14 protein-coding genes are annotated in these 22,046 nt (G+C 70.1%); 7 read left to right on the top strand and 7 right to left on the bottom strand.

What is annotated here, in order from left to right; all coding sequences use genetic code 11:
- Positions 1-15 precede the first annotated feature (15 nt).
- The 4 genes from HD595_RS00140 to HD595_RS00125 form a co-directional block, all read right to left on the bottom strand.
- Entirely contained in the window at positions 16-1,803 is a 1,788-nt protein-coding gene (locus tag HD595_RS00140) for a ricin-type beta-trefoil lectin domain protein (RefSeq protein ID WP_253764886.1), read from the bottom strand.
- An 87-nt stretch (positions 1,804-1,890) separates the two neighbouring features.
- Positions 1,891-3,837, bottom strand: coding sequence for an alpha-L-fucosidase (locus HD595_RS00135; protein ID WP_253764885.1), 1,947 nt, complete (start codon positions 3,835-3,837; stop codon positions 1,891-1,893).
- A 65-nt stretch (positions 3,838-3,902) separates the two neighbouring features.
- Positions 3,903-5,267, bottom strand: a complete 1,365-nt coding sequence (locus HD595_RS00130) for a lectin (RefSeq protein ID WP_253764884.1) — start codon at positions 5,265-5,267, stop codon at positions 3,903-3,905.
- 370 nt (positions 5,268-5,637) lie between these two features.
- Positions 5,638-6,408, bottom strand: a complete 771-nt coding sequence (locus HD595_RS00125) for a FadR/GntR family transcriptional regulator (protein WP_253764883.1) — start codon at positions 6,406-6,408, stop codon at positions 5,638-5,640.
- A gap of 141 nt (positions 6,409-6,549) precedes the next feature.
- Between HD595_RS00125 and HD595_RS00120 the strand changes: the two genes are divergently transcribed.
- From HD595_RS00120 to HD595_RS00105, 4 genes are read left to right on the top strand one after another with little or no spacing between them, the layout of a single operon-like run.
- Entirely contained in the window at positions 6,550-7,827 is a 1,278-nt protein-coding gene (locus tag HD595_RS00120) for an ABC transporter substrate-binding protein (protein ID WP_253764882.1), read from the top strand.
- Between the two features lie 10 nt (positions 7,828-7,837).
- Positions 7,838-8,818, top strand: a complete 981-nt coding sequence (locus tag HD595_RS00115) for a carbohydrate ABC transporter permease (protein WP_253764881.1) — start codon at positions 7,838-7,840, stop codon at positions 8,816-8,818.
- Positions 8,818-9,645, top strand: a complete 828-nt coding sequence (locus HD595_RS00110; protein WP_253764880.1) for a carbohydrate ABC transporter permease — start codon at positions 8,818-8,820, stop codon at positions 9,643-9,645. Before HD595_RS00115 ends, HD595_RS00110 begins: the two co-directional genes overlap by 1 nt.
- Before the next feature lies 1 nt (position 9,646).
- Positions 9,647-10,843, top strand: coding sequence for a mandelate racemase/muconate lactonizing enzyme family protein (locus tag HD595_RS00105; RefSeq protein ID WP_253764879.1), 1,197 nt, complete (start codon positions 9,647-9,649; stop codon positions 10,841-10,843).
- 53 nt (positions 10,844-10,896) lie between these two features.
- Here the strand turns inward: HD595_RS00105 and HD595_RS00100 are convergent, their stop codons facing one another.
- Together HD595_RS00100 and HD595_RS46530 are read right to left on the bottom strand one after the other, a co-directional pair.
- Positions 10,897-12,429: an arabinofuranosidase catalytic domain-containing protein gene (locus tag HD595_RS00100; RefSeq protein WP_253764878.1), complete on the bottom strand. Its 1,533-nt coding sequence runs from the start codon at positions 12,427-12,429 to the stop codon at positions 10,897-10,899.
- Positions 12,430-12,665: 236 nt separating this feature from the next.
- Positions 12,666-13,403, bottom strand: a complete 738-nt coding sequence (locus tag HD595_RS46530) for a FadR/GntR family transcriptional regulator (protein WP_253764877.1) — start codon at positions 13,401-13,403, stop codon at positions 12,666-12,668.
- 343 nt (positions 13,404-13,746) lie between these two features.
- On the opposite strand from HD595_RS46530, the gene HD595_RS46525 reads away from it, so the two are divergent.
- Genes HD595_RS46525 through HD595_RS00080 form a run of 3 tightly spaced genes read left to right on the top strand, consistent with a single transcriptional unit; the run spans position 13,747 to position 20,818 of the window.
- Positions 13,747-16,137, top strand: a complete 2,391-nt coding sequence (locus HD595_RS46525) for a ricin-type beta-trefoil lectin domain protein (protein ID WP_253764876.1) — start codon at positions 13,747-13,749, stop codon at positions 16,135-16,137.
- A gap of 39 nt (positions 16,138-16,176) precedes the next feature.
- Positions 16,177-19,002 (top strand): lectin, encoded by a 2,826-nt coding sequence (locus tag HD595_RS00085; protein WP_253764875.1) that lies wholly within the window; start codon positions 16,177-16,179, stop codon positions 19,000-19,002.
- Between the two features lie 55 nt (positions 19,003-19,057).
- Positions 19,058-20,818, top strand: a complete 1,761-nt coding sequence (locus HD595_RS00080) for a ThuA domain-containing protein (protein WP_253764874.1) — start codon at positions 19,058-19,060, stop codon at positions 20,816-20,818.
- 6 nt (positions 20,819-20,824) lie between these two features.
- Here the strand turns inward: HD595_RS00080 and HD595_RS00075 are convergent, their stop codons facing one another.
- Positions 20,825-21,838 (bottom strand): LacI family DNA-binding transcriptional regulator, encoded by a 1,014-nt coding sequence (locus HD595_RS00075; RefSeq protein WP_253764873.1) that lies wholly within the window; start codon positions 21,836-21,838, stop codon positions 20,825-20,827.
- Positions 21,839-22,046: the final 208 nt, after the last annotated feature.

Raw genomic sequence — 22,046 nt, 5'->3', positions numbered from 1 at the left:
GTCATCCGAACCTCCTCAGCCGCCGGTGGACAAGGACCTGGCGGGCCGGGTCCACTTCTGGTTGGCGCCGCCGTGGCAGGTCCAGATCTGGACCCTGGTGCCGTTGGCGGTGCCGGCGCCGGACACGTCGAGGCACTTGTTCGCGCCGACCGCCGTGATGGTGCCGTCGGCGTTGAGGCGCCACTTCTGGTTGTCCTGGCCGTTGCAGTCCCAGATGATCACCGTGGTGCCGTCGGCGGTGGCGGCGCCGTTGACGTCCAGGCACTTGCCGCCGTACACGCGCAGCTCACCGGCACTGGAGGAGGTCCACTGCTGGTTGGGCTGTCCGTTGCAGTCCCAGATCTGCGCCTGCGCGCCGTTGGCCTGGGAGGCGCCGCTGACGTCCAGGCACCGGCCCGACCCCACACCCTGGAGCGCCTGCGTCGCCGGTGGAGCGCCCGGCGGCAGGAGGGTGATGGTGAAGGTGTCGCCGGCGGTGACGTGCGGGAGGTTGACCGTCGCGCCGTTGCCGGACAAGGTGACGTCGGAGTCCTGGACGGTGACCGGGGCGGAGACCGCGCCGCCGCCGTTGTAGGGGATGCGCTGGACGACCACCCGCACCCGGTTGTCGCGCACGACTCCGCTGGTGGTGTCCAGGCGCTGCAGGGCGACGGCGACGTTGCCCGTCGTGCTGCCGCCGCCGACCAGGACCTTGGCGTTCCCGTCGGCCTTGGTCGCGAACGCGTCGTAGGACCTGCTGGGGGTGACGGAGGCGATCTGGCCGGTCTGCGATCCGTAGAACCGGTAGACCCACCATTCGCCCTTGGGCTGGTACTGACCCGCCGGGTCACGGGTCAGCAGATTGGCGAGATCGTTGTGCAGGTTCGCGCCGCCCGCCCAGTTGGCGCGCAGGCCGTCCGCGCCGGCCCGCTCCAGCCGCGCTATGTACCAGGCCCCGTCGCCCGGGTTCTGCTCGTCGGCGGCGCCGTACTCGTTGATCTGGTACGGCCGCGGATGGGGGATCCCGCGCGCGTCGAGCGTGGTGTCGGCCGTGGCCGCGTTCGCGACCGGGTCACCGGGCAGGGAGTGCCAGCTGACGATGTCGGGGACGACCGCGTTGGCCTTGACGTAGTCGAGGTACTGGGTCCACCATCCGCCCGTCGCCGGAACGCAGGCGCAGCTCGGCCCGACGATCGAATGCGCCGGGAAGGCGGCCCGGATGCGCTGGTAGGCACGCTTCCACATGGCGAAGTACTGCGCCTGCGGACGGTTCCAGAACAGGGTGATGTTGGGCTCGTTCCAGATGTCCCACTGCACCGGGGCGCCGGTCGACCGCACGTCGTCGATGAGGCGGGTGAGGAAGGCGTCGTAGTCGGTCCAGTCGCCGTTGTCACCCGGGAAGCGCGAGATCGGGTAGCCGTCCGCGCCCCACAGGTCGTGGACCAGCAGGACGAACTCGCCGCCCAGCGACTTCGTGCGCAGGAGTTGCGCCCGGGTGGCGTTCCACCGGCGGTCGTACCTGCCCGACACCCAGCCGCCGGGGCTGTCGAGCTGCGCCCCGCCGGCCCGCATTGACCGGAATCGCACGTCCGTGAAGAAGCGGTCCGGGGGATTGGCCCCGTTCTCGGTCATCCCGTAGATCCACCCGGAGGCGCGGTACGTGGGGGAACCGCCCGAGACCGAGAAGTTCACGCTGATCGTCTCGTCCGCCGCCTGAGCCGGTCCGGCGGACGAGACGACCGATGCGGCGACGAGCGCACCGATGGACAGCAGCGCTGCCAGGCGGCGACGGCGTCCGCGCCGCCTGTTGCCCGGAAGGTCCATGCACACTCCTTCGACAGAGGGGCAGAGCGGCTCCACGAGCGGGGTACCGGGGGCCCTGCGCCCCGGCGAGGGCAAGGTGGGCGCGGGTCAGGCGCGGGTCCACTTCTGGTTGGCGCCGCCGTGGCAGGTCCATATCTGGACCTTGGTGCCGTTGGCGGTGCCGGCGCCGGCCACGTCGAGGCACTTGTTCGCGCCGAGGGCGGTGATGGTGCCGTCGGTGTTGAGGCGCCATTTCTGGTTGTTCTGGCCGTTGCAGTCCCAGATGATGACGGCGGTGCCGTCGGCGGTGGCGGCGCCGTTGACGTCCAGGCACTTGCCGCCGTACACGCGCAGCTCACCGGCGCCGGTGGAGGTCCACTGCTGGTTGGGCTGTCCGTTGCAGTCCCACAGCGCCACTTGGGTGCCGTTCGTCTGGGAAAGGGATGGGACGTCCAGGCATCTGCCGGCATTGACGTTGCGCAGAGCGCCGTTCGTCCCGGGCGTCGCCTTGATCGGCCCGTTGAAGGTCAGCTTCACCACGTACGCGAGCGCGGAGTACGGCCGGCCGGGCAGAGTGATGTGCAGGCCGCTGGAGTCCTGGTTGCGCGACGGCAGGTCGATGTAGGTGCCGGCGGTGTCGCCGATCATCTCGGCCCTGCTCAGGTTGGACAGGTCCACCATGCCGCTCGCCAGGGACGCGAGGTCGAGGCGGGCGCCGTCGCCGGGCCAGCCGAGCACGGTCGCGTACAGGACGGTGTTGTCCTTGCTGCGGGTGTAGCGGATGTCCTTGGCCGTTCCGGCGCGCGGGGTGGTGAACGAGCCGCCGCCCATCTTGGTCGGACCTTCGCCGTAGGTGGTCCAGGCGCGGGTGGAGTAGATCGACTCGCCGTTGCGCCTGAGGTAGGTCCCGAGCGCGTTCAGGATGTCCTTCTGTCCCTGGGGGATGGTGCCGTCGATCACGGGCGAGATGTTGAGCAGCATGTTGCCGTTCTTGCTCACCCGGTCGATCAGCGAGTGGAGCATCGCGGGCGCGCTGTAGTAGCCGATCCCGTCGGTGTAGGACCAGCTCGAACTGCTGATGGCGTCGTCGGTCAGCCAGTACGGGTACTGGATGCCGGCGGGGCCGCCGCGCTCGTAGTCGAACACCTCGCCCTTGTTGTCGAAGCCGTCCTTGTAGGTGGCCACGACCTCCTTGCCCCACGCGTTGGCCTGGTTGTAGTAGTACGACAGGAAGTCGAGCCGCCTGGACTCGTCGACGCGGGTGAGGTTGAAGTCCTGCCAGAGGATGTCGGGCCGGGCCTTGTCGACGACCTCCTTCAGCTTGTCGTACCAGAGCTGGTTCTGCGCGGCCGGGCCGAGCTGTCCGTAGAGCTTCCTCAGCGAGGTGGTGGGCTGCGCCGGCACGTGGTCGTAGTAGCCGGTGAAGTTGTAGGCGTGGTGCATCGCGACCAGCAGCTTCATGTTCCTGGCGCGGATCGCGTCGGCGAACAGGCGCAGCAGGTCCAGCTTGGGGCCCCGGCCGGCCGAGTTCCACTCGTTGACCTGGCTGTCCCACATGGAGAAGCCGTCATGGTGCTCGGCGACCGGGCCGGCGAACCTGGCCCCGGAGTCGGCGAACAGCCGTGCCCACTCGTCCGGGTCGAAGGCGCCGCCCGCGGACTTGAGCTTGGGCGCGAACTGGACCCAGGTGCCGGCCTTGTCGCGCGCGCCGTCGATGAAGTTGTGGTACGGCCACGCGGAGGGATCGCCGTAGACGCTTCTGTGGTGGTTGTTCTCCGCGGAGCCGCCGACGTACATGTTGCGCGGGTACCACTCGCTGCCGAAGGCCGGCGTGGCGAAGGCGCCCCAGTGGAAGTAGATGCCGAACTTCGCGTCCTGGAACCATTCCGGCGCGGCCGGGTGCTGGTCCACCGAGGCCCACGTGGGCTCGTAGACCGTGGGGGCGGCCGTGGCGGTGCCGGTGAGGGCGGGCGCCGTGAGGAGGGCCCCGGCGAGCAGAAGGGCGCCGGCGAGTGCGGTGCGTCTGCGGAGAGCGGACAGCTTGATGGGGGGCACGCTGTCTCCTGGTGTTGGCCATCGTGTCGATTCGATCGGGTGCGGCGAGGCTGCCGCCGGTGGGGTCAGAGGCGGGTCCACTTCTGGTTGGCGCCGCCGTGGCAGGTCCAGATCTGGACCCTGGTGCCGTTGGCGGTGCCGGCTGCGCTGACGTCCAGGCACTTGTTCGCGCCGACCGCCGTGATGGTGCCGTCGGTGTTGAGGCGCCATTTCTGGTTGTTCTGGCCGTTGCAGTCCCAGATGATCACCGTGGTGCCGTCGGCGGTGGCGGCGCCGTTGACGTCCAGGCACTTGCCGCCGTACACGCGCAGCTCACCGGCGCTGGTGGCGGTCCACTGCTGGTTGGGCTGTCCGTTGCAGTCCCAGATCTGCGCCTGCGCGCCGTTGGCCTGGGAGGCGCCGCTGACGTCCAGGCACCGGCCCGAACCCGTGCCGCGCAGCGCGCCCGTCGCCGGCGGATCGACCGTAGGGGTGACCGTGGGTGTGGGCGTCGGCGTCGGATCGGTGCCGCCGAACTGCGCGAAGAAGTTCCACACCACCGGCCTGGTCCAGGACCTCTCCCCGGGTTCGAGGTCGCCGGGCCGCCCGTCCACCGGGCCGGGGGTGTGGCCCGCGTCGAACGCCGCCCACGTGACCGGGTACCCGGCCCGGCAACCCGAGTAGGTGGTGACGATGTGCGTCAGGCTGCCCTGCGCCGGCTCCGGCGGGTTCTGCGGGGTGCAGCCGTTGTTCCTGACGAACCTGTCACGCAGCGACCGGCCCGCCGAGATGTTGAGCACCGAGTCCCTGATGCCGTGCAGCCCGATGTAGGCGATGGGTTCGGTGCCGCCGGCGCATCCGCTGAGCTGCGCCCCGGAGTAGACCGCCACCGCGCGGAAGGTCGTCGCCCGGGCGCACGCGAGCGCGTAGCTCATGCCGCCGCCGTAGCTGAAGCCCATGGCGAAGCGCTGGGAGGTGTCGACGCAGAGGTCCGCCTCGATCCGCCGGATCATGTCGTCGACGAAGGTGATGTCCTCGCCGCCGGAGTTGGCCCAGCCGTTGTTGAAGCCCTGCGGCGCGACGAAGATCGCGGTGTTGTTCGACAGTGCCCGGAGTCCGTAATAGGACCAGGGATATCCACTGGTCCCACCCGAGTCGACGTCGTTGGCGGTGCCGCCGTTCCAGTGGAACCCGAAGATCAACCGGTAGGGAGTGGTGTTGGTGTAGTTGTCGGGAATCCGCAGGATGAAATTGCGATTCTTACCGCTCGTCGTGATCGACTGCGGACCGCTTCTCAGCGTCGGGGACTTTCCGCACCCCGCCGTGCCCCCGGCGGCGCTCGCGCCGGCCGGTGACGTGGTCGTGCTGTTGCCCAGCGCCGCCTGAGTCGCGCCCAGGACGAGCAGTGCGACGGTCGCGACAGCGGTGAGGAGCGCTTTGTACCGCGACATCACGCGCCCTCCTTCGCCGTTCTCAGAGTGGCACGGGTCAATGGAGAAGCCATTTCTGCCGCCTTTCTGATGTGAGCGTTCACAATGCCGCGATGATCGGATGCCGCCTTTCTTGTGGTCGGCTGGAGGGAGATGGTGCAGCGGAGCAAATATGACCGTGACCGGCCCTGTCAAGACATGGCCGCTCCGCGGTTCGCCGGCCCTCGCCGGAGGGGGCCGCCGCTTCCGCGCCTGGCCAGGGGAGGCGGCCGTGGTCACCGTCGGCGCGCTGCCCTGAAACTTTCACCGCCTGCGCGTCGAATCGTTTCGCGCCAGTCCGGCCGACAGCCCATGGGTGGCAGCGGAGCGGACCGCGGGGGTATGGGGGGTGCTAGCGTCGCAGCCGTACGGGGTCGGCCGGTCCGCTGCGACGGACCAGCCAGGCCTCGGTGATGTGCTGGAACATCGCCTCCGCGGCGCCCTCGGGGTCGTGGGCGGCGATGCGCTCGTAGATGCGCCGGTGGCCGAGGTTCGACGCCACGCACAGGGCCCGCTCGGTCCGGCCCATGTACCGCGCGGTGTTGATGACCTGGCTCTCCAGTGCCCGCACGACGCCACGAGCGATGCGGTTCCCCGACGTCTGCATGATCGTGTCGTGGAAGGCGCGGTCGCTGTCGGCGTACGTGGCGGGATCGTCCACCAGCTCGTCCATGCGGTCCACCAGCGCGCGCAGCCGCTCCACCGTGTCCGGGCCGGCCAGGCGGGCCGCGACGTTGGCCATGTCGGACTCCAGCACGCGCCGCGTGACGACGAGGTCGTCGAGGATCGTCAGGCTCTCGTCCTCGGCGATCGTCGCGGCGAGGACGAGCTCGTCGAGCATGTCCCACATCGCCGGGGGGTTCACCATGGTGCCGGCGCCTTGGCGGACCTGGACCAGCCCCTTCTCCTGCAGGACCTTCACGGCTTCCCGGACGACGGTGCGGCTCACGGAGAAGGCCTCGCACAAAGCGGGCTCCGGGGGCAGCGGAGTCCCCGGCGGGTGCACGCCGCGGACGATGCGCTCCACCAGCTCGGCCGTCACCGCCCGGGCGAGAGTGGCCGGCCGTCGGACCCAGGCCGGTGGCGCCGGGACACCGCCGGCTGTCTCCTGCGATGCCGTCATCTCTTCCCCTCCGGTGGCCTCGCGAGGAGCGGGCCACCGCGTCAGTATACGGGTCCAGCGTTGACGTAAGACGTCATACGAGTTACGTTTCAGCGCGTCGCGATGGCGGGCCCCTCGGCCGCTCTCGGAAGGTGAGCACTGATGAAACGACGCGTGTTGTGCTCGGCCGTGATGGCCGCTGGACTGGCCCTGGCCGGCTGCGGAAGCGCGGCCCGGACGGGATCCCCGTCCGGGAACTCCCAGCAGGGGCAGCAGAAGCTCGTGGTCTGGGATTGGAAGTCCGGTGAGCCGGCGGCCGCCACGTACGTCGAGAAGGTCAAGGCCGACTTCGCCGAGCGGCATCCCGGCGTCACCGTCGAGTTCGTCGCCCAGCCGTTCGACCAGTACTACACCCTGCTGGGCACGGCCGCCCAGTCCCGCAAGGGGCCCGACGTCATGCTGTTCAACGGGGGCGGGCAGATCCGCGACCGGGCCGACGCGCTCCTCCCGCTGGACCCGTACGTGGCCCAGGACAGGAGCCGGTTGGCGGGCTGGGACGCGTTCACCAAGGACGGCAGGACCTACGCCGCGCCGGTGACCCTGCAGGGGCACCCGATCTACTACAACAAGACGCTCTACGAGAAGGCCGGTCTCGATCCGGCGAACCCGCCCAGGACATGGGACGAGTTCGTCCGCGCCTGCTCCGCCGTCAAGAAGGCGACCGGGGCCGCGTGCCTCGCGCTCGGCAACAAGGAAGGCTTCGGGATCCAGTTCTTCATGTCCGGCCTCGGCTCCGGCATCCTGACGCCGCAGGAGTACGGCGACTGGATCGCGGGGAAGCGCGACTGGACCTCTCCCCACGTGAGACGGATCTTCGAGCTGTGGAAGGACGCCGGCGACAAGGGGCTGAACAGCGCCGGCGCCAACTCCACCGCGATGTTCACGGACGTCTTCAGAGTCTTCGAGAGCGGCAGGGCCGCCCACGTCATCGGGCTGATGTCGGACGTCGGGCACTGGAAGGACTTCGGCGAGTTCCTGCCCCCCGACAAGATCGGCGTCATGACCGCCCCCGTCGTGACCGGCGGAGCCACCCCGAGCCTTCCGTACGACGGCGGCATCGGCTACGCGGTCGCCAGGTGGACGAAGGACCCGCGGCTGGCCGCGGACCTGGTGCGCTCCCTGACCTCGGCCGACGCCCTGACCGCGTTCTCCGCCTCGGCCGGCGCGATCGCGTCCGACACGACGATCGACGTCTCGCGGGCCGGCCCGGCCGTCGCCGCGATCGTGCCCGAGATCAGGACCGGCAGGCCCGCCCTGCACGTCGCGCTGTCCTCCAAGACGCTGGATCTGATGGGGAGACTGTCGCAGCAGCTCCTGAGCGGGTCCACCACCGTCGACAAGGCCGTGAAGCAGTTGGCGGCCGCCGACCGGGCGAGCTGATCGCGTGCCGATGCGAGGTACGTCGCCGTCGGTCCGCCCGGCCGGCCCCGGACGAGCCGGTGGCACGACGACGCGGCGGGAGGGCCGCCCCGGGGCCGCCCGTACGGGCGCCGGGCGCACCTCCCGTGGGGCGCGCGCCGAACGCCTCGCGCCCTACGTCCTGGTGGCCCCGGCCGTGCTGATCCTCGTGACGCTGCGGCTGTGGCCGCTCGTCCTCGGGGTGAACTACTCGTTCACGGGTGACGGCGCGTCGAACGGGACCCCGGTCGGTCTGAGCAACTACCTGGAGCTGGCCGGCGACCCGTTGTTCCGCACCTCGCTGCGCAACGTCGGGCTGCTGGTGCTGCTGCTGCCCGTGGCGGTGGCGATCCCCGGCCTGCTCGCGACCTTCATCTACCTGCGCGTGCCGGGGCACCGCGTCTACCGCGCCGTCTACTTCTTCCCGGCCGTGCTCTCGCCGGTGATCGTCGGTGCGATCGTCACCCTCATGCTCGGATTCGACGGGCCGTTGAACGCCGCCCTCGGGATGATCGGCGTCGGCCCGGTCGACTGGCTCGGCGATCCGGGCACCGCCATGTTCACGGTCGTCGGCGTGCACGTATGGGCGACGTTCGGGATGGCCCTGGTGGTGTTCCTCGCCGGATTCAGCACCCTGGACGCGTCGCTGCTGGACGCCGCCCGCGTGGACGGCGCGTCGCTCCGCCAGGTCGTCAGGCACGTGATCGTCCCCGGCCTGACGCGCACCATCCAGTTCGTCTTCGTGACCACGATGATCGGGATGCTGACGTCCATGTTCGGCCTGCTCTTCGTCATGACCAACGGCGGCCCGGAGGGATCGACCTACCTGCCGGAGTACTACATCTGGCACCAGCAGGGACAGCTGAACCGGCCGGCGCTCGCCTCGGCCGCGTCGACGGTCCTCTTCGTCGTCATGCTCGTGGTGGGGCTCGCGCAGATCACCCTGCTCCGCCGCACGGGGAGGCTGGACTGATGCCGGGCATGCGTCTGGCCAGGTGGGTGGCCGCGGTTCCGATGGCCGTCCTCGCGCTGGTGACGATCTATCCGCTCGTGTTCACGGCCAACGTCGCGATGAAGACCCGGCGCGACTACGTCCTCGACCGGTTCGCCCCGGCGGGCTCCCCGCGCTGGGACAACATCGCGCAGGCGTGGGCCGGCGCCGGAATGGCGCGGTACTTCGCCAACTCCTTCGTCGTCGTGGCGTTCGCCGTGGCCCTGCTGTTGCTGCTGGGCTCGATGGCGGGTTTCGCGCTGAGCCGGCTGCGGTTCCGCGGCTCTTCGGTGATCTACCTGGGCTGTCTCGCGGGACTGTTCATCCCGTTCCAGGTGATCATGGTGCCGCTCACCAGGATCATGGCGGACACCGGTCTCGTCGACACCTATCCGGGACTGATCCTGGCCTACGTGGCGCAGTTCCTCCCGTTCACCGTCTTCCTCATGGCGAGCCACTACAGGACCATCCCGCCGGAGATCGTCGACGCGGCCAGGATCGACGGGAACACGGTTTACGGCGTGTACCGGCGGATCATGCTGCCGCTGGGCGTGCCGGCGCTGCTGTCGGTCGGCATCCTCGACATGCTGTTCTGCTGGAACGACGTGCTCATCTCCCTGCTGATGATGCCGTCGCCCGAGCATCGCACCCTCATGATCGGGGTCAACGCGCTGCGCGGACAGTACTCCGACGACATCCCCACCTTCGCCTCGGGAGTCCTGATCGCGGCGGCGCCCGTGCTGCTGCTCTACCTGTTCCTCCAGCGCCAGATCGCCGAAGGCGTCACCGCCGGTTCCACGAAGGGCTGACATGCGGATCACGGGGTATCGGACCGCGACGACGGTCCAGCGATGGGGCCGCCCGGTCGGTGACGCCAACGGCGTCTTCGCCGACGGGGCCGTCCCGGTGCCGATCGTCATGGTCGACACCGACGAGGGGATCACCGGCGTCGGCCTCGGGCCGCACGTCCAGATCGGCGCCGTGTTCCCCGCGATCGAGGGCGAGGATCCGCGCGGCGTGACGGCGCTCTACGATCGCATGCTGCGGCAGACCTTCAAGGCGGGGCACGCGGGAGCCGTGTTCGGCACGATCGGCGCGCTCGACACCGCGCTGTGGGACATCAAGGCACAGGCGGCCGGTGAACCGCTCTGGCGCCTGCTGGGCGGACGCGACAGGACGGTGCCCGCCTACGCCTCGGGCCTGGACATCGCGCTGACCGACGACGAACTCGTCTCGGTCTACCGGACCTACGCCGAGCGCGGTCTGCGCGCGGCCAAGATCAAGGGCGGCCTCGACATCGAACGCGACCGGCGCCGCCTGACGCTGGTACGCGACGTCCTGACCGAGGCCGGGAACGGAGCGCGGCCGGGGCTCATGCTGGACGTGAACGAGGCGTGGACGCGCAAGCAGGCGGTCCGGCACGTCTGCGAGCTGGAGCGCACCCTGGATCTCACCTGGATCGAGGAGCCGGTCCGGCGATGGGACGCCGAAGGACTGGCCGCCGTCGGCCGCGGCGTCCGCGCGTCGGTCGCGACGGGGGAGAACCTCACCGGTCTTGAGCAGTTCCGTCCGCTGCTGGCCGCGGGGGCCGTCGACATCGTGCAGACGGCCGTGGTGTGGGGGGTGTCCCACTTCCTGCGGGTGTCCGCCCTGGCGCAGGCCCACGACCTGCCGGTCAGCCCGATCGGCACCACGCCGCTCGCGTTGCTGCACGCCGCGACGTCAGTGCCGAACCACCTGGCCAGCGAGCTTCAGGATCTCCACCCGCCGCTCGGAGTGTCGCTCGACCTGCACGTCGAGGACGGCGCCTTCGTCCTCGGGGACACGCCGGGTCTCGGCGTCACCCTCGACGAGCAGGTGATCGGCGCGTACACCCGGCGGCCGGACGCCGGGGCCGCCGAGGGCCCCCACATCCGGCCGGAGCACGCCGGACGACGGCTGCTGGCGGTGGCCGACGGCTTCCGGCCCGAGCCGTCACCGGGACGGGACGGCGCCGTCCGCGACTGACGCGCCCGGCGCCGCCCCGCACCCGTGGCCCGGTGCTGCCGTCCCGGGACCGGTCAGCGGTATCCGGCGGCGACGACGTCGGCCTGCACGGCGTTCTCCACGGCGTCGGTCGGGTAGCCGGCGACCATGGCCCCTTCGTAGAAGGTGCCCGCGCTGAGGTTGGCGCCGCCGCCGGGCTTGCAGCAGTCGCCGCCGCTGCCCAGGATGATGGCCCCCTGCTTCTTCATCGGGCTGTAGCCGTTGGGGAGCGGGCCGTCGTACAGGGTGGCCAGGCCGCCGGACTGGGCGTTGCTCCCCTTCATGGCGAACCGCGACGTGCCGTTGTTCTTCAGCGTGGCGGTGACGAACTTGTGGGGGAAGGCCCGCTGGCCGGGGTTCCAGGACTGGCTGCCGCCGGGATACAGACCCCATTCCAGGTCGGCCTGGACCCAGGGGCCGCCTCCCTGGCAGCCGCCGAACCAGCATTGGGTGCTGAAGTTGATGGCGTCCATGGCGCCGGCGGCGTCGGCCTTCCTGGTGGTCTCGCTGTTGCCGTAGTCGAAGCAGCAGCCGCCGTTGACGTGGGTGCCGCTGGTCACCATGTACATGCCCTCCGGTGCGCTGCCCGTGGGAACGCCGGTCAGGTGGCCGTCCCGCCAGTAGCTGTTGCCGGGGTTGATGTAGAGGGAGTAGGCCTTGCCGCCGCCGACGGTGAGCGACTCGCTGGTCGCGATGGCGGGCCTGCTCTGGGAGGAGCCGGGGACCACGCTGGAGCCCTGGTACCACAGGTCGTTGCCCCGCCCGGACTGGTCGTAGACGACCGTGACGACGCACGTGGTGCCGGCGCAGAAGGAGTCCTGCGCCGCGGCGTCGGCGACGCCGCCCGCGCTCAGGACGCCGACGACGCGGGTCGTGCTGTCGGAGGAGCGCCTGACCTGGTACAGGTTGCCGCTGTAGGAGCCGTAGAGCGCCCGGGTCGTGCTGTGCGCCGCCACGCACGGTGTGCCGCCCGAGGCGTAGATGTCGCACGGGCGCGCGCCGGGCGGCGGCGGGGTCGGCGTCGGCGTCGGCGTCGGGCTGGGCCCGGCTCCGGTGGTCCACTGCTGGTTGGCGCCGCCGTGGCAGGTCCAGATCTGAACCTTGGCGCCGTTGGCGGTGCCCGCCCCGCTGACGTCCAGGCACTTGTTCGCGCCGACCGCCGTGATGGTGCCGTCGGTGTTGAGGCGCCATTTCTGGTTGTTCTGGCCGTTGCAGTCCCAGATGATCACCGTGGTGCCGTCGGCGGTGGCGGCGCCGTTGACGTCCAGGCACTTGCCGCCGTACACGCGCAGCTCACCGGCGCTCGTGGCGGTCCACTGCTGGTTGGGCTGTCCGTTGCAGTCCCAGATCTGCGCCTGCGCGCCGTTCGTCTGGGAGGCGCCGGCGACGTCGAGACACCGGCCCGATCCCACGCCCACCAGGGGCGCGGTCGCCGCCGAGGCCGGCAGCGACCAGGTCAAGCCTGTGGCCACGAGCGCCCCGAGCACCGCCGCGACAGTCGCGACGGCCGCCCGGCGGCGCCGCACCCGCGGCGGCCGGCCCGGTAAGGGAGCGGAGGGAGGTCGCATGGGCGTACTCCTTGGAGGTGAGGGCCGCTCGTGCGAATCGGTTCGACAGGGCACGGGGCCGGCCGAGGACGGAGACAGCGGATGTACGGCGGAGCACACACGAACGGCGGAGCGCCTGTCAAGGTCTCGCTCGACAGGCGCTCCGCGCGGGGTCCTGCGGTGGCTGCCATCGGCCCGGGCCGTGCTCCGCCCGGCCAGGCCTCGATGAAACGTTCATCGGGCGCGGGGCGGCCGGGTCAGCGGGAGGAGAACAGGCGCTGCCGGATCTCCCGGCGATAGTCGTCGAGGGTGTTGTCGATGTGCCTGGCGGCGGCCTCGGCGGCCGCTTCGGAGTCACCGGCGCGGATGGCCCGGTAGATCGCCTCGTGTTCCTCGACGGCCTCGGCGGCGTGCCCGCCCACCGAGCCGCGCAGCCCGATGAGGCTGGACTGGGCCTGCAGCCGCCGGGCCTCCTGTACGGCGATCTGGAGGAACATGTTGTGCGCGGCCGTGGCGATGGCGATGTGGAAAGCGTCGTCGCCCTCGTTGAACAGGTCCTCGCGTCCCGTCTCGAAGCCATGGCGGCACAGGGCGGCCGCGTCCTCGATGGCCCTCAGCTCCGCCGGGGTGGCGCGGCGGGCGGCCTGCCGGCTGGTCTCCATCTCCTGCGTGCGGCGGAACTCGAACAGCATGTAGACGTGGTCCAGGTCGGTGGGGAGGAAGAAGGACGCCCAGCGCCCGGTGCCCAGCATCCCCTCGTCGTCGGCCACGTACAGGCCGCGGCCCTTCTGGGCGCGCACCCGGCCGAGCGCGGAGAGGATCTTCACCGCCTCACGGACGACGGTGCGGCTGGTGCCCAGCTGCCGGGCCAGCTCGTTCTCGGTCGGCAGACGGTCTCCCGGGTGAAGGCGGAGCCGGACGATCAGCTCCAGCAACTGCTCCGCGGCCACCTCGTAGCCCGGCCGGTATCCGCTCTCCCGCGGGGTGTCGGTCACCGTGCTCCTTCCTCGCCGTCCCCCGCAAGAGTACGACCGATCGGGGTCGCCGATCGGGGGGTTGAGCCCGGCGCCGGATCAGTACGACACATATGAATGATTCATGCGTGAATGCTCGACGCGAAATGCCACACCCGCAGGAATTATCGCTGGTCAGCAGGACGAAATGGCTCACGGTGGCCAGATGATGATGTGCAAGGGGCGGAATAAGTGGGCTTAAGGACTTGACGGGTACCGGCGCCGAGATCGTAATAGGGGGCGAGGTCCGGGGCACGCGCTCCTTTCCGGACCCTCCGCGGCTGGATCGCGACCCGAGCACCCCTCCACCCCCAGAGGACCCACCGTGCCGTCATCCTCGCCCTTCCGGGCACTGAGACCGCTCCTGACCGGCCTCCTCGCCGCGGTGCCGGCCGTGGCGTCGGCCCTCGTCGTCCCGGCCACCTCGGCCCTCGCGGCCACCACCACCCTGTACGCGTCACCCTCCGGCACCGGCACCGCCTGCGCCTCCGCCCAGCCTTGCTCGCTGTCCGCCGCGCAGACGGCGGTGCGGTCGCTGAACGGCGCCATGTCCGGCGACATCGTCGTCGAGCTCGCCGACGGGGTGTACCGGCTCTCCGCGCCGCTCCGGCTGACCGCCGCCGACTCCGGGAACAACGGCCACACCGTCACCTGGCAGGCCGCGCCGGGCGCTCGTCCCGTCATCAGCGGGGCCCGGGCGGTCACCGGATGGTCACTGGCCGACCCCGGGAGGAACATCTGGCGGGCCGCCGTCGGCGCCGGGATCGACACCCGGCAGCTGTACGTCAACGGCGCGCTCGCCACGCGTGCCCGCACCCAGGTGAACCGGGCCGACTTCACCGCGACCAGCACCGGCCTGAGGTTCGGCGACAGCGCGCTGAGCTATCTGAACAACCTGGCCGACCAGAACCGCGTCGAGCTGGAGAGCGTGGGCTCGTTCACCGACCGCTACGTCACGGTGCAGAGCATCAGCGGGAACTTCATCACGATGCAGCAGCCCGGCTGGAACAACAACACCTTCGGGTACGACACCTTCACGAAGCCGCACCGGGCGGGCCCGCTGTACCTGGAGAACGCCTACGAGTTCCTGGACGCGCCGGGGGAGTGGCACATCAACCCCGGGACCGGCGTCCTGTCCTACATCCCGGCGGCCGGGCAGAACATGAGCAGCGTCAGCGTCGAGCTGCCGGTTCTCCAGTCCCTGGTGAACGTCGGAGGCACCTACGACGCGCCCGCGCACCACATCGCGTTCAGCGGGATCACGTTCACCGGCACGACCTGGCTCGGCCCCAGCAGCAACCAGGGCTACGCGGACCAGCAGACCGGCGCCTACATCGCGGGTAACTGGAACTGGCCCGCCGACAGGCTGACCTCCTGCCAGGAGGGCTGCCGGCAGTTCGAGGCCGCGCGGCCGAACTGGTATCAGATGCCGGCGGCCGTACAGGTGTCCGCGGCCCACCACATCACCTTCACCGACTCCCAGTTCGTCAACCTCGGCCAGACGGCCGTGGGCATCGGCAACGACGCCAACGCGCACGCCAGCGGGGTCGGCCTGGGCGCCAGCGACATCACGGTCACCCGGTCCGAGATCGCCCGCGGCTCGGCCGGCGGCATCGTGGCCGGCGGCGTGCGCGCCGACGCGCACCACCCCGGCGACCAGCGGATGGTCAACCGGAACATCACGGTCAGCAACAACCGCATCCACGACCTCGGCCTGGACTACCGGGGCATCGTCTCGGTCCTGACCACCTACGTCACCGGCACCGACGTGTCACACAACGAGGTCTACAACCTGCCGTACACCGGCATGTCGATCGGATTCGGCTGGGGCGCCAACGAGCCGGGCGGCAGCAACAACTACGCCAACCGCGGCCTGTACGACTACCAGCCGCGCTACACCACTCCCACCACCGCGTCCGGCAACAAGCTCACCGGCAACTACGTGCATGACGTCATGCAGCAGATGACCGACGGGGGCTGCATCTACACGCTGTCGTGGAACCCGAACGCGGTGATCAGCGGCAACCACTGCCTGCGGACCAACGGCTGGTTCGGGATCTACTTCGACGAGGGCTCCAAGTACTACACCGTCACCGGCAACGTGCTCACCAACACCGGCACCTGGGCCACCGCCAACTACTGGGGTGGCGAGAACATGGGGAACTTCACCGTCACCGGCAACTGGTCGACCAATGGCAGCACCAACGTGACCAACGGCGACCGCGGCAATGTGGTGAACAACAACGTCACCGTCACCAACGGCGCCTGGCCGGCGGGTGCCCAGGCCGTGATGGCCTCCGCCGGTCCCCAGGGCCAGCCTTCTGGGAGCACGACGAGCGCGCTCAAGGGTACGGGCTCCGGCCGGTGCCTGGACGTCAGCGGCGCCTCGCAGTCCAACGGCGCGCAGGCGCAGATCTGGGACTGCAACGGCCAGAACAACCAGCAGTGGACCTCGACCGGTTCGGGTGAGCTGCGGGTCTACGGCGGCAAGTGCCTGGACGTGAACGGGGCCGGCACGGCGGACGGCACCAGTGTGATCATCTGGGACTGCAACGGCCAGAGCAACCAGCAGTGGCGCATCAACGCGGACGGCACGATCACGGCGGTAGGAGCGAACAAGTGCCTGGACGTCAGCGGCGCAGGCACCGCCAACGGCAGCAAGGTGCAGATCTGGACCTGCACCGGCGGCACCAACCAGAAGTGGGCCCGCGTCTGACGACGTGCCCCCGGTACCCACTTGCAGGAGGGAACACTCATGTTCCGACGTCCATGGCCAACCTTGCTCACCACGATGGCGCTGCTCATTCCCGGAGCGCTCGCGCTCGGCACCGCCCCGGCGAACGCCATCGTCATCCCGGCGTCCGACTACCAGCAGGTGTCTCTCGCGTCAGGAGGCGCGGAGCTGGGTGAGGCGATGTCGCTGGCCGTGATGCCGAACCGGTCGGTGGTGCACACGGCGCGCGACGGCACGGTGCGCATCACCGATGTCAACGGCAACACCAAGGTGGCCGCCAAACTCAACGTCTACAGTCACGACGAGGAGGGTCTGCAGGGTGTCGCGGTGGACCCCGACTTCGCGTCGAACCGGTACATATGGCTCTACTACTCGCCGCGGCTGAGCACGCCGAACGGGGATGCGCCGAGCACCGGCACGCAGGCCCAGTTCGACCAGTGGAAGGGCGAGCTGTACCTGTCCCGGTTCACCCTCAAGCCGGACGATACCCTCGACCTGGCCAGCGAGAAGGTGGTCCTGCGGGTCCAGAACGACCGCGGCCTCTGCTGTCACGTGGGCGGGGACCTCGACTTCGACGCCGCCGGAAACCTCTATCTGACCACCGGCGACGACAGCAACCCGTTCGAGTCGAGCGGGTACGCCCCGCTGGACGAGCGGACCAACCGCAACCCGCAGTACGACGTCCAGCGCACCGCCGCCAACACCAACGACCTGCGCGGCAAGCTCCTGCGCATCAAACCGCAGCCCGACGGCACCTACACGATCCCCAGCGGCAACCTGTTCCCGCCGGGGACGGCGAAGACCCGGCCGGAGATCTACGCGATGGGCTTACGCAACCCGTTCCGGATGAGCGTCGACAAGGCGACCGGCGTCGTCTACCTCGGCGACTACGGGCCGGACGCGGGTGTCACCGACCCCAACCGGGGGCCGAGCGGGCAGGTGGAGTTCGACCGCATCACCGGTCCGGGCAACTACGGATGGCCGTACTGCACGGGCACGAACACCACCAGCGAGACCTACAACGAGTGGAACTTCGCCACCAACAGCACCGGTCCGAAGTACGACTGCGCGGGCGGCCCGACCAACAACTCCTTCCGTAACACCGGCCTGACCACGCTGCCTCCGGCGAAGCCGGCGTGGATCAAGTACGCGGGTGACTCGGGAAGCCCGCCGGAGTTCGGCTCCGGGTCGGAGTCGCCGATGGGCGGTCCGGTCTACCGTTACGACCCCAACCTGAACTCGGCCGTCAAGTTCCCGCAGACGCTCGACGGGCGGTTTTTCGCCGGTGAGTACGGCCGGCGCTGGATCAAGGCGATCGAGGTCAAGGCGGACGGCGGCTACGGGGAGATCTCGGCGTTCCCCTGGTCGGGGACGCAGGTGATGGACATGGCCTTCGGCCCTGACGGGGCCCTGTACGTCCTGGACTACGGCACCGGGAACAACAACCAGGCGCTGTACCGCATCGAGTACATCGGCACCGCCAACCGCAACCCGATCGCCAAGGCGTCCGCCGACAAGACCTCCGGACCGGCCCCGCTCACGGTGAACTTCTCCTCGGCGGGCAGCTCCGACCCGGAGGGCGGCGCGCTGACGTACTCGTGGAACTTCGGCGACGGCACCACGTCCACGGCGGCGAACCCGAGCAAGACCTACACCGCGAACGGCGCCTACACCGTCACCCTCACCGTCCGCGACCCACAGGGGCTGACCGGAAGCGCGAGCGTGATCGTGACCGTGGGCAACACCGCCCCGGCGGTGACGCTGACCACCCCGGCCGACGGGCAGCTGTTCTCCTTCGGGGACACCGTGCCCTTCCAGGTCACCGTCACGGACCCGGAGGACGGCACGATCGACTGCGCCAAGGTCACCGTCGCCTACTTCCTCGGCCACGACAGCCACCGTCACCAGATCACCTCCAAGACCGGCTGCTCGGGCTCCGTCTCCGTGCCGGTCGACGGTGAGCACGACGCCGCGGCCAACATCTACGGCGTCTTCGAGGCTTCCTACACCGACAAGGGCGGCCTGACCTCCACCAGCGCCCGCACGCTCCAGCCGCGCCACCGGCAGGCCGAGCACTTCGGCGCCCAGCAGGGCGTCCAGACGGCCGACCACGGCACCGCCGAAGGCGGCAGGACGGTCGGCTTCACCGACGACGGCGACTGGATCTCCTTCCAGCCGTACAACCTGGGCGACGCGACGGGGATCACCGCTCGGGTGTCGTCGGCGGGCGCCGGCGGCCGGATCGAGGTGCGGGCGGGCTCGGCGACGGGCACGCTGCTGGGCACGGTGAACGTCGCGAGCACCGGCGGCTGGGACACCTTCACCGACGTCTCGGCGACCCTCGCCGGCGCGCCGGCCGGAACCACGACGCTGTACCTCGTCTTCCGCGGACCGACCGGACAGGGCTACCTGTTCGACGTCGACGCCTTCACCCTCGACACCGGCACGTCGCCCCCGGGGAACACCAGCGCGCTGAAGGGCGCGGGGTCGGGCCGGTGTCTCGACGTCGCCGGCGCCTCCCAGACGAACGGCGCGCAGGCGCAGATCTGGGACTGCAACGGACAGCCCAACCAGCGGTGGACCTCCACCAGCGCCGGTGAGTTGCGGACGTCCGGCGGCAAGTGCCTGGATGTGAGCGGCGCAGGCACGGCGGACGGCGCCGCGGTGATCATCTGGGACTGCAACGGCCAGAACAACCAGAAATGGCGCCTGAACACCGACGGCACCATCACGGCGGTCGGGGCGAACAAGTGCCTGGACGTCAGCGGGGCGGGCACCGCCAACGGCACCAAGGTCCAGATCTGGGCGTGCAACGGCGGCGCCAACCAGAAGTGGAGCCGCGTCTGAGGCCGGAGTCCTCGACCGCGCCACGATCACCCACCGATGTGACGGAAGGACACGCATGCTGCGACATCTGACCCCCGGCGCGCGCGGACGCGGCGAACGGGGCGGCCGGAAGAGGTCCGCGCCGCGGATGCTGTCGGTGACCGCGATGGCGCTCATCGCGGCCGTCGCGACGACGATCCCCGCCCTACCCGCCCAGGCCGCCGCCGTCAAGGTGCTGGTGTTCTCCAGGACCGCCGGGTTCCGGCACGACTCGATCCCCAGCGGCATCCAGGCCATCCGCGACCTGGGGACGGCCGACGGCTTCGCCGTCGACGCCACCGAGGACGCGAACGCCTTCAGCACGGCCAACCTGGCCCAGTACAGAGCGGTGGTGTTCCTCAGCACCACGGGTGACGTGCTGAACGACACCCAGCAGGCCGCCTTCCAGACGTACGTGGACGGCGGGGGCGGTTACGTGGGGGTGCATGCGGCCGCGGACACCGAGTACAACTGGCCGTACTACGGGCAGCTGATGGGGGCCTGGTTCAACAACCATCCGGCGATCCAGCAGGCCACCGTACGGACCGAGGACCGGGCGCACGCCGCGACCGCCCACCTGGGGGCGACCTGGTCACGTACCGACGAGTGGTACAACTACCGCACCAACCCCCGGCCGAACGTCCGGGTGCTGCAGAGCCTCGACGAGGGGAGCTACAGCGGCGGCACCATGGGCGACCATCCGATCACCTGGTGCCACCCCCAGTCCTCCGGCCGCGCCTTCTACACCGGCCTGGGGCACACCCAGGAGTCGTACGCCGATCCGAACTTCCGCGCGCTGCTGCTCGGCGGGATCCGGTACGCGGCCAAGGCCACCAACGCCGACTGCCGCCCGGAGACCGGATACACGACGTTGTACAACGGCTCGACGGCGGGCTGGTCGCAGGCCGGTCCGGGGTCGTTCGCCAACAGCGACGCCACGCTGACCTCCCAGGGCGGCATGGGCATGCTGTGGTACAGCGCCAAGGAGCTCCGCTCCTACTCCCTCAAGCTCGACTGGAAGATGACCGGCGACTCCAACTCCGGCGTGATCGTGGGGTTCCCCGCCACCAGTGACCCCGACGCGGCGCTCAACACCGGATATGAGGTGCAGATCGACGCGACCGACACCCCGGACAGGACGACCGGGGCGATCTACGGCTTCAGGAGCGCCGACATCGCCGCCCGCGACGCGGCGCTGAACCCGCCGGGTCAGTGGAACACCTACGAGCTGCTGGTGGAGGGTGAGCGGCTCCAGGTGTTCCTGAACGGCACGAGAATCAACGACTTCACCAACACCGATCCGGTCCGCTCGCTCCAGCAGGGCTACGTCGGCATCCAGAACCACGGGTCCGGCGACGTGGTGTCGTTCCGGAACATCCGCGTCAAGGAGCTGACCGGCACGCCTTCGGGCAGCACGAGCGCGGTGAAGGGGGTGGGGTCGGGGCGGTGCCTGGACGTCGGCGGGGTTTCTCCGTCGAACGGGGCGCAGGCGCGGATCTGGGACTGCAGCGGGCAGCCGGACCAGCAGTGGACCTCGACGGGCGCCGGTGAGTTGCGGGCGTCCGGTGGCAAGTGCCTGGATGTGAGCGGTGGGGGCACGGCGGACGGCGCCGCGGTGATCGTCTGGGACTGCAACGGCCAGAGCAACCAGAGGTGGCGCCTGAACGCCGACGGCACCATCACGGCGGTCGGGGCGAACAAGTGCCTGGACGTCAGCGGGGCGGGCACGGCCAACGGCACCAGGGTGCAGATCTGGGCGTGCAACGGCGGCGCCAACCAGAAGTGGAGCCGCGTCTGAGTCCGTCTATGGGCGCGGGCGTGCGGGTCCGGTCGTCCCGCGCAGGGAGATGGGCGGGGCGAGGAGAAGCCGGTGATGAGCGGCGGGGTCGGAGATGCACCGGACGAGCAGGTCGACGGCGTGGGCGCCGAGCTCGTCGGCGGGCACGTCGGCGGCGGTGAGCGGCGGATGCAGGTTCTCGGCCCAGTGGCGGCCCGCGACGCCGGCGATGGAGAAGTCGGCTGGTACGGCCAGGCCCGCGCCTTCGATCGCGCGGTACATGCCCGGCATCGCCGCCTCGTTGACGGTGGCGATGGCGGTCAGGCCGGGATGGTCCGCGAGGAGCTGACCGACGCACGACACTCCGGCGCGGGCGTCGTCGGCGCAGCACGCCTCCACCCCTTCGATCCCGCGCTCCGCGACGGCACGCCGGAAACCGGCCCGGGCCCGGTGGGCCGGACCGTACCCGGCGGCCAGCAGGTCGCCGGCGCGGTTGACCAGGGCGACGCGGCGATGGCCCAGGTCGGCCAGGTGATGCACGCATCGTGAGATCAACGTCTCGTAGTCGAGATCCACCCAGGACATCTCGTCGGGGCGGTCGGTGCGGCCGATGCCGACGAACGGCAGGCCGCTCTGCCGCAGGCGGGTGACCCGGTCGTCCTCCAGCCGGATCTCCATGAGGATGACGCCGTCGACGCGCCTGCCGCCGACCATCCGCTCAAACGAGCGGTCGTGCTCGCCTCCCGAGGGCGACAGCAGGACGTCGAGGTCGGCGCGTGCGGCGGCGTCGACGACGCTGGCGACGAAGCCGAGCTGCATGTCGGTGAGGCGCCGGCCGGCCGGCGGGATGACCAGCCCGATGGTGCGGGTCCTGCCCTCCTTGAGCGCCTTGGCGCTGGCGTTGGGCTGGTAGCCCAGCTCGTCGATGACCGCCTGGATGCGCCGGCGGGTCGTCTCCGACACCGGACGCTTGCCGCTCAGGGCGTAGGAGACGGTGCTGCGCGCCACCCCCGACCGCTTGGCGATCTCCCCGATGTTCATCCCGCTCCTCCACCGGTCATCCCACCCAGCATCGTAGGTCGAATCGATCAGTCACATGACGTCACAGAGAACGCCGGCTCACCCCACGCCTGAAAGTTTCATACTCATTCTGGTCTTTCTTCGGAAAGGGGATCGCCTGCTTCTGGCCGGCTCGAAGACGGCGGAAGATTGGTGGCCGGCGCTCGGAACTGCGATTTCTTGGCGCAAT

This window comes from Nonomuraea roseoviolacea subsp. carminata (genome assembly GCF_024172185.1).
GTDB lineage: Bacteria > Actinomycetota > Actinomycetes > Streptosporangiales > Streptosporangiaceae > Nonomuraea > Nonomuraea roseoviolacea.
Note: the sequence above shows the minus strand (reverse complement) of the source record. Positions and strands in the feature narration are given on the sequence as shown.

Bases quoted from the DNA above. Each gene is read 5' to 3' on its own strand.
- HD595_RS00105 (WP_253764879.1), top strand. From the start codon at position 9,647: ATGCGGATCACGGGGTATCGGACCGCGACGACGGTCCAGCGATGGGGC.
- HD595_RS00120 (WP_253764882.1), top strand. From the start codon at position 6,550: ATGAAACGACGCGTGTTGTGCTCGGCCGTGATGGCCGCTGGACTGGCC.
- HD595_RS00110 (WP_253764880.1), top strand. From the start codon at position 8,818: ATGCCGGGCATGCGTCTGGCCAGGTGGGTGGCCGCGGTTCCGATGGCC.
- HD595_RS00125 (WP_253764883.1), bottom strand. From the start codon at position 6,408: ATGACGGCATCGCAGGAGACAGCCGGCGGTGTCCCGGCGCCACCGGCC.
- HD595_RS00080 (WP_253764874.1), top strand. From the start codon at position 19,058: ATGCTGCGACATCTGACCCCCGGCGCGCGCGGACGCGGCGAACGGGGC.
- HD595_RS00115 (WP_253764881.1), top strand. From the start codon at position 7,838: ATGCGAGGTACGTCGCCGTCGGTCCGCCCGGCCGGCCCCGGACGAGCC.
- HD595_RS00100 (WP_253764878.1), bottom strand. From the start codon at position 12,429: ATGCGACCTCCCTCCGCTCCCTTACCGGGCCGGCCGCCGCGGGTGCGG.
- HD595_RS00085 (WP_253764875.1), top strand. From the start codon at position 16,177: ATGTTCCGACGTCCATGGCCAACCTTGCTCACCACGATGGCGCTGCTC.
- HD595_RS00130 (WP_253764884.1), bottom strand. From the start codon at position 5,267: ATGTCGCGGTACAAAGCGCTCCTCACCGCTGTCGCGACCGTCGCACTG.
- HD595_RS00075 (WP_253764873.1), bottom strand. From the start codon at position 21,838: ATGAACATCGGGGAGATCGCCAAGCGGTCGGGGGTGGCGCGCAGCACC.
- HD595_RS00140 (WP_253764886.1), bottom strand. From the start codon at position 1,803: ATGGACCTTCCGGGCAACAGGCGGCGCGGACGCCGTCGCCGCCTGGCA.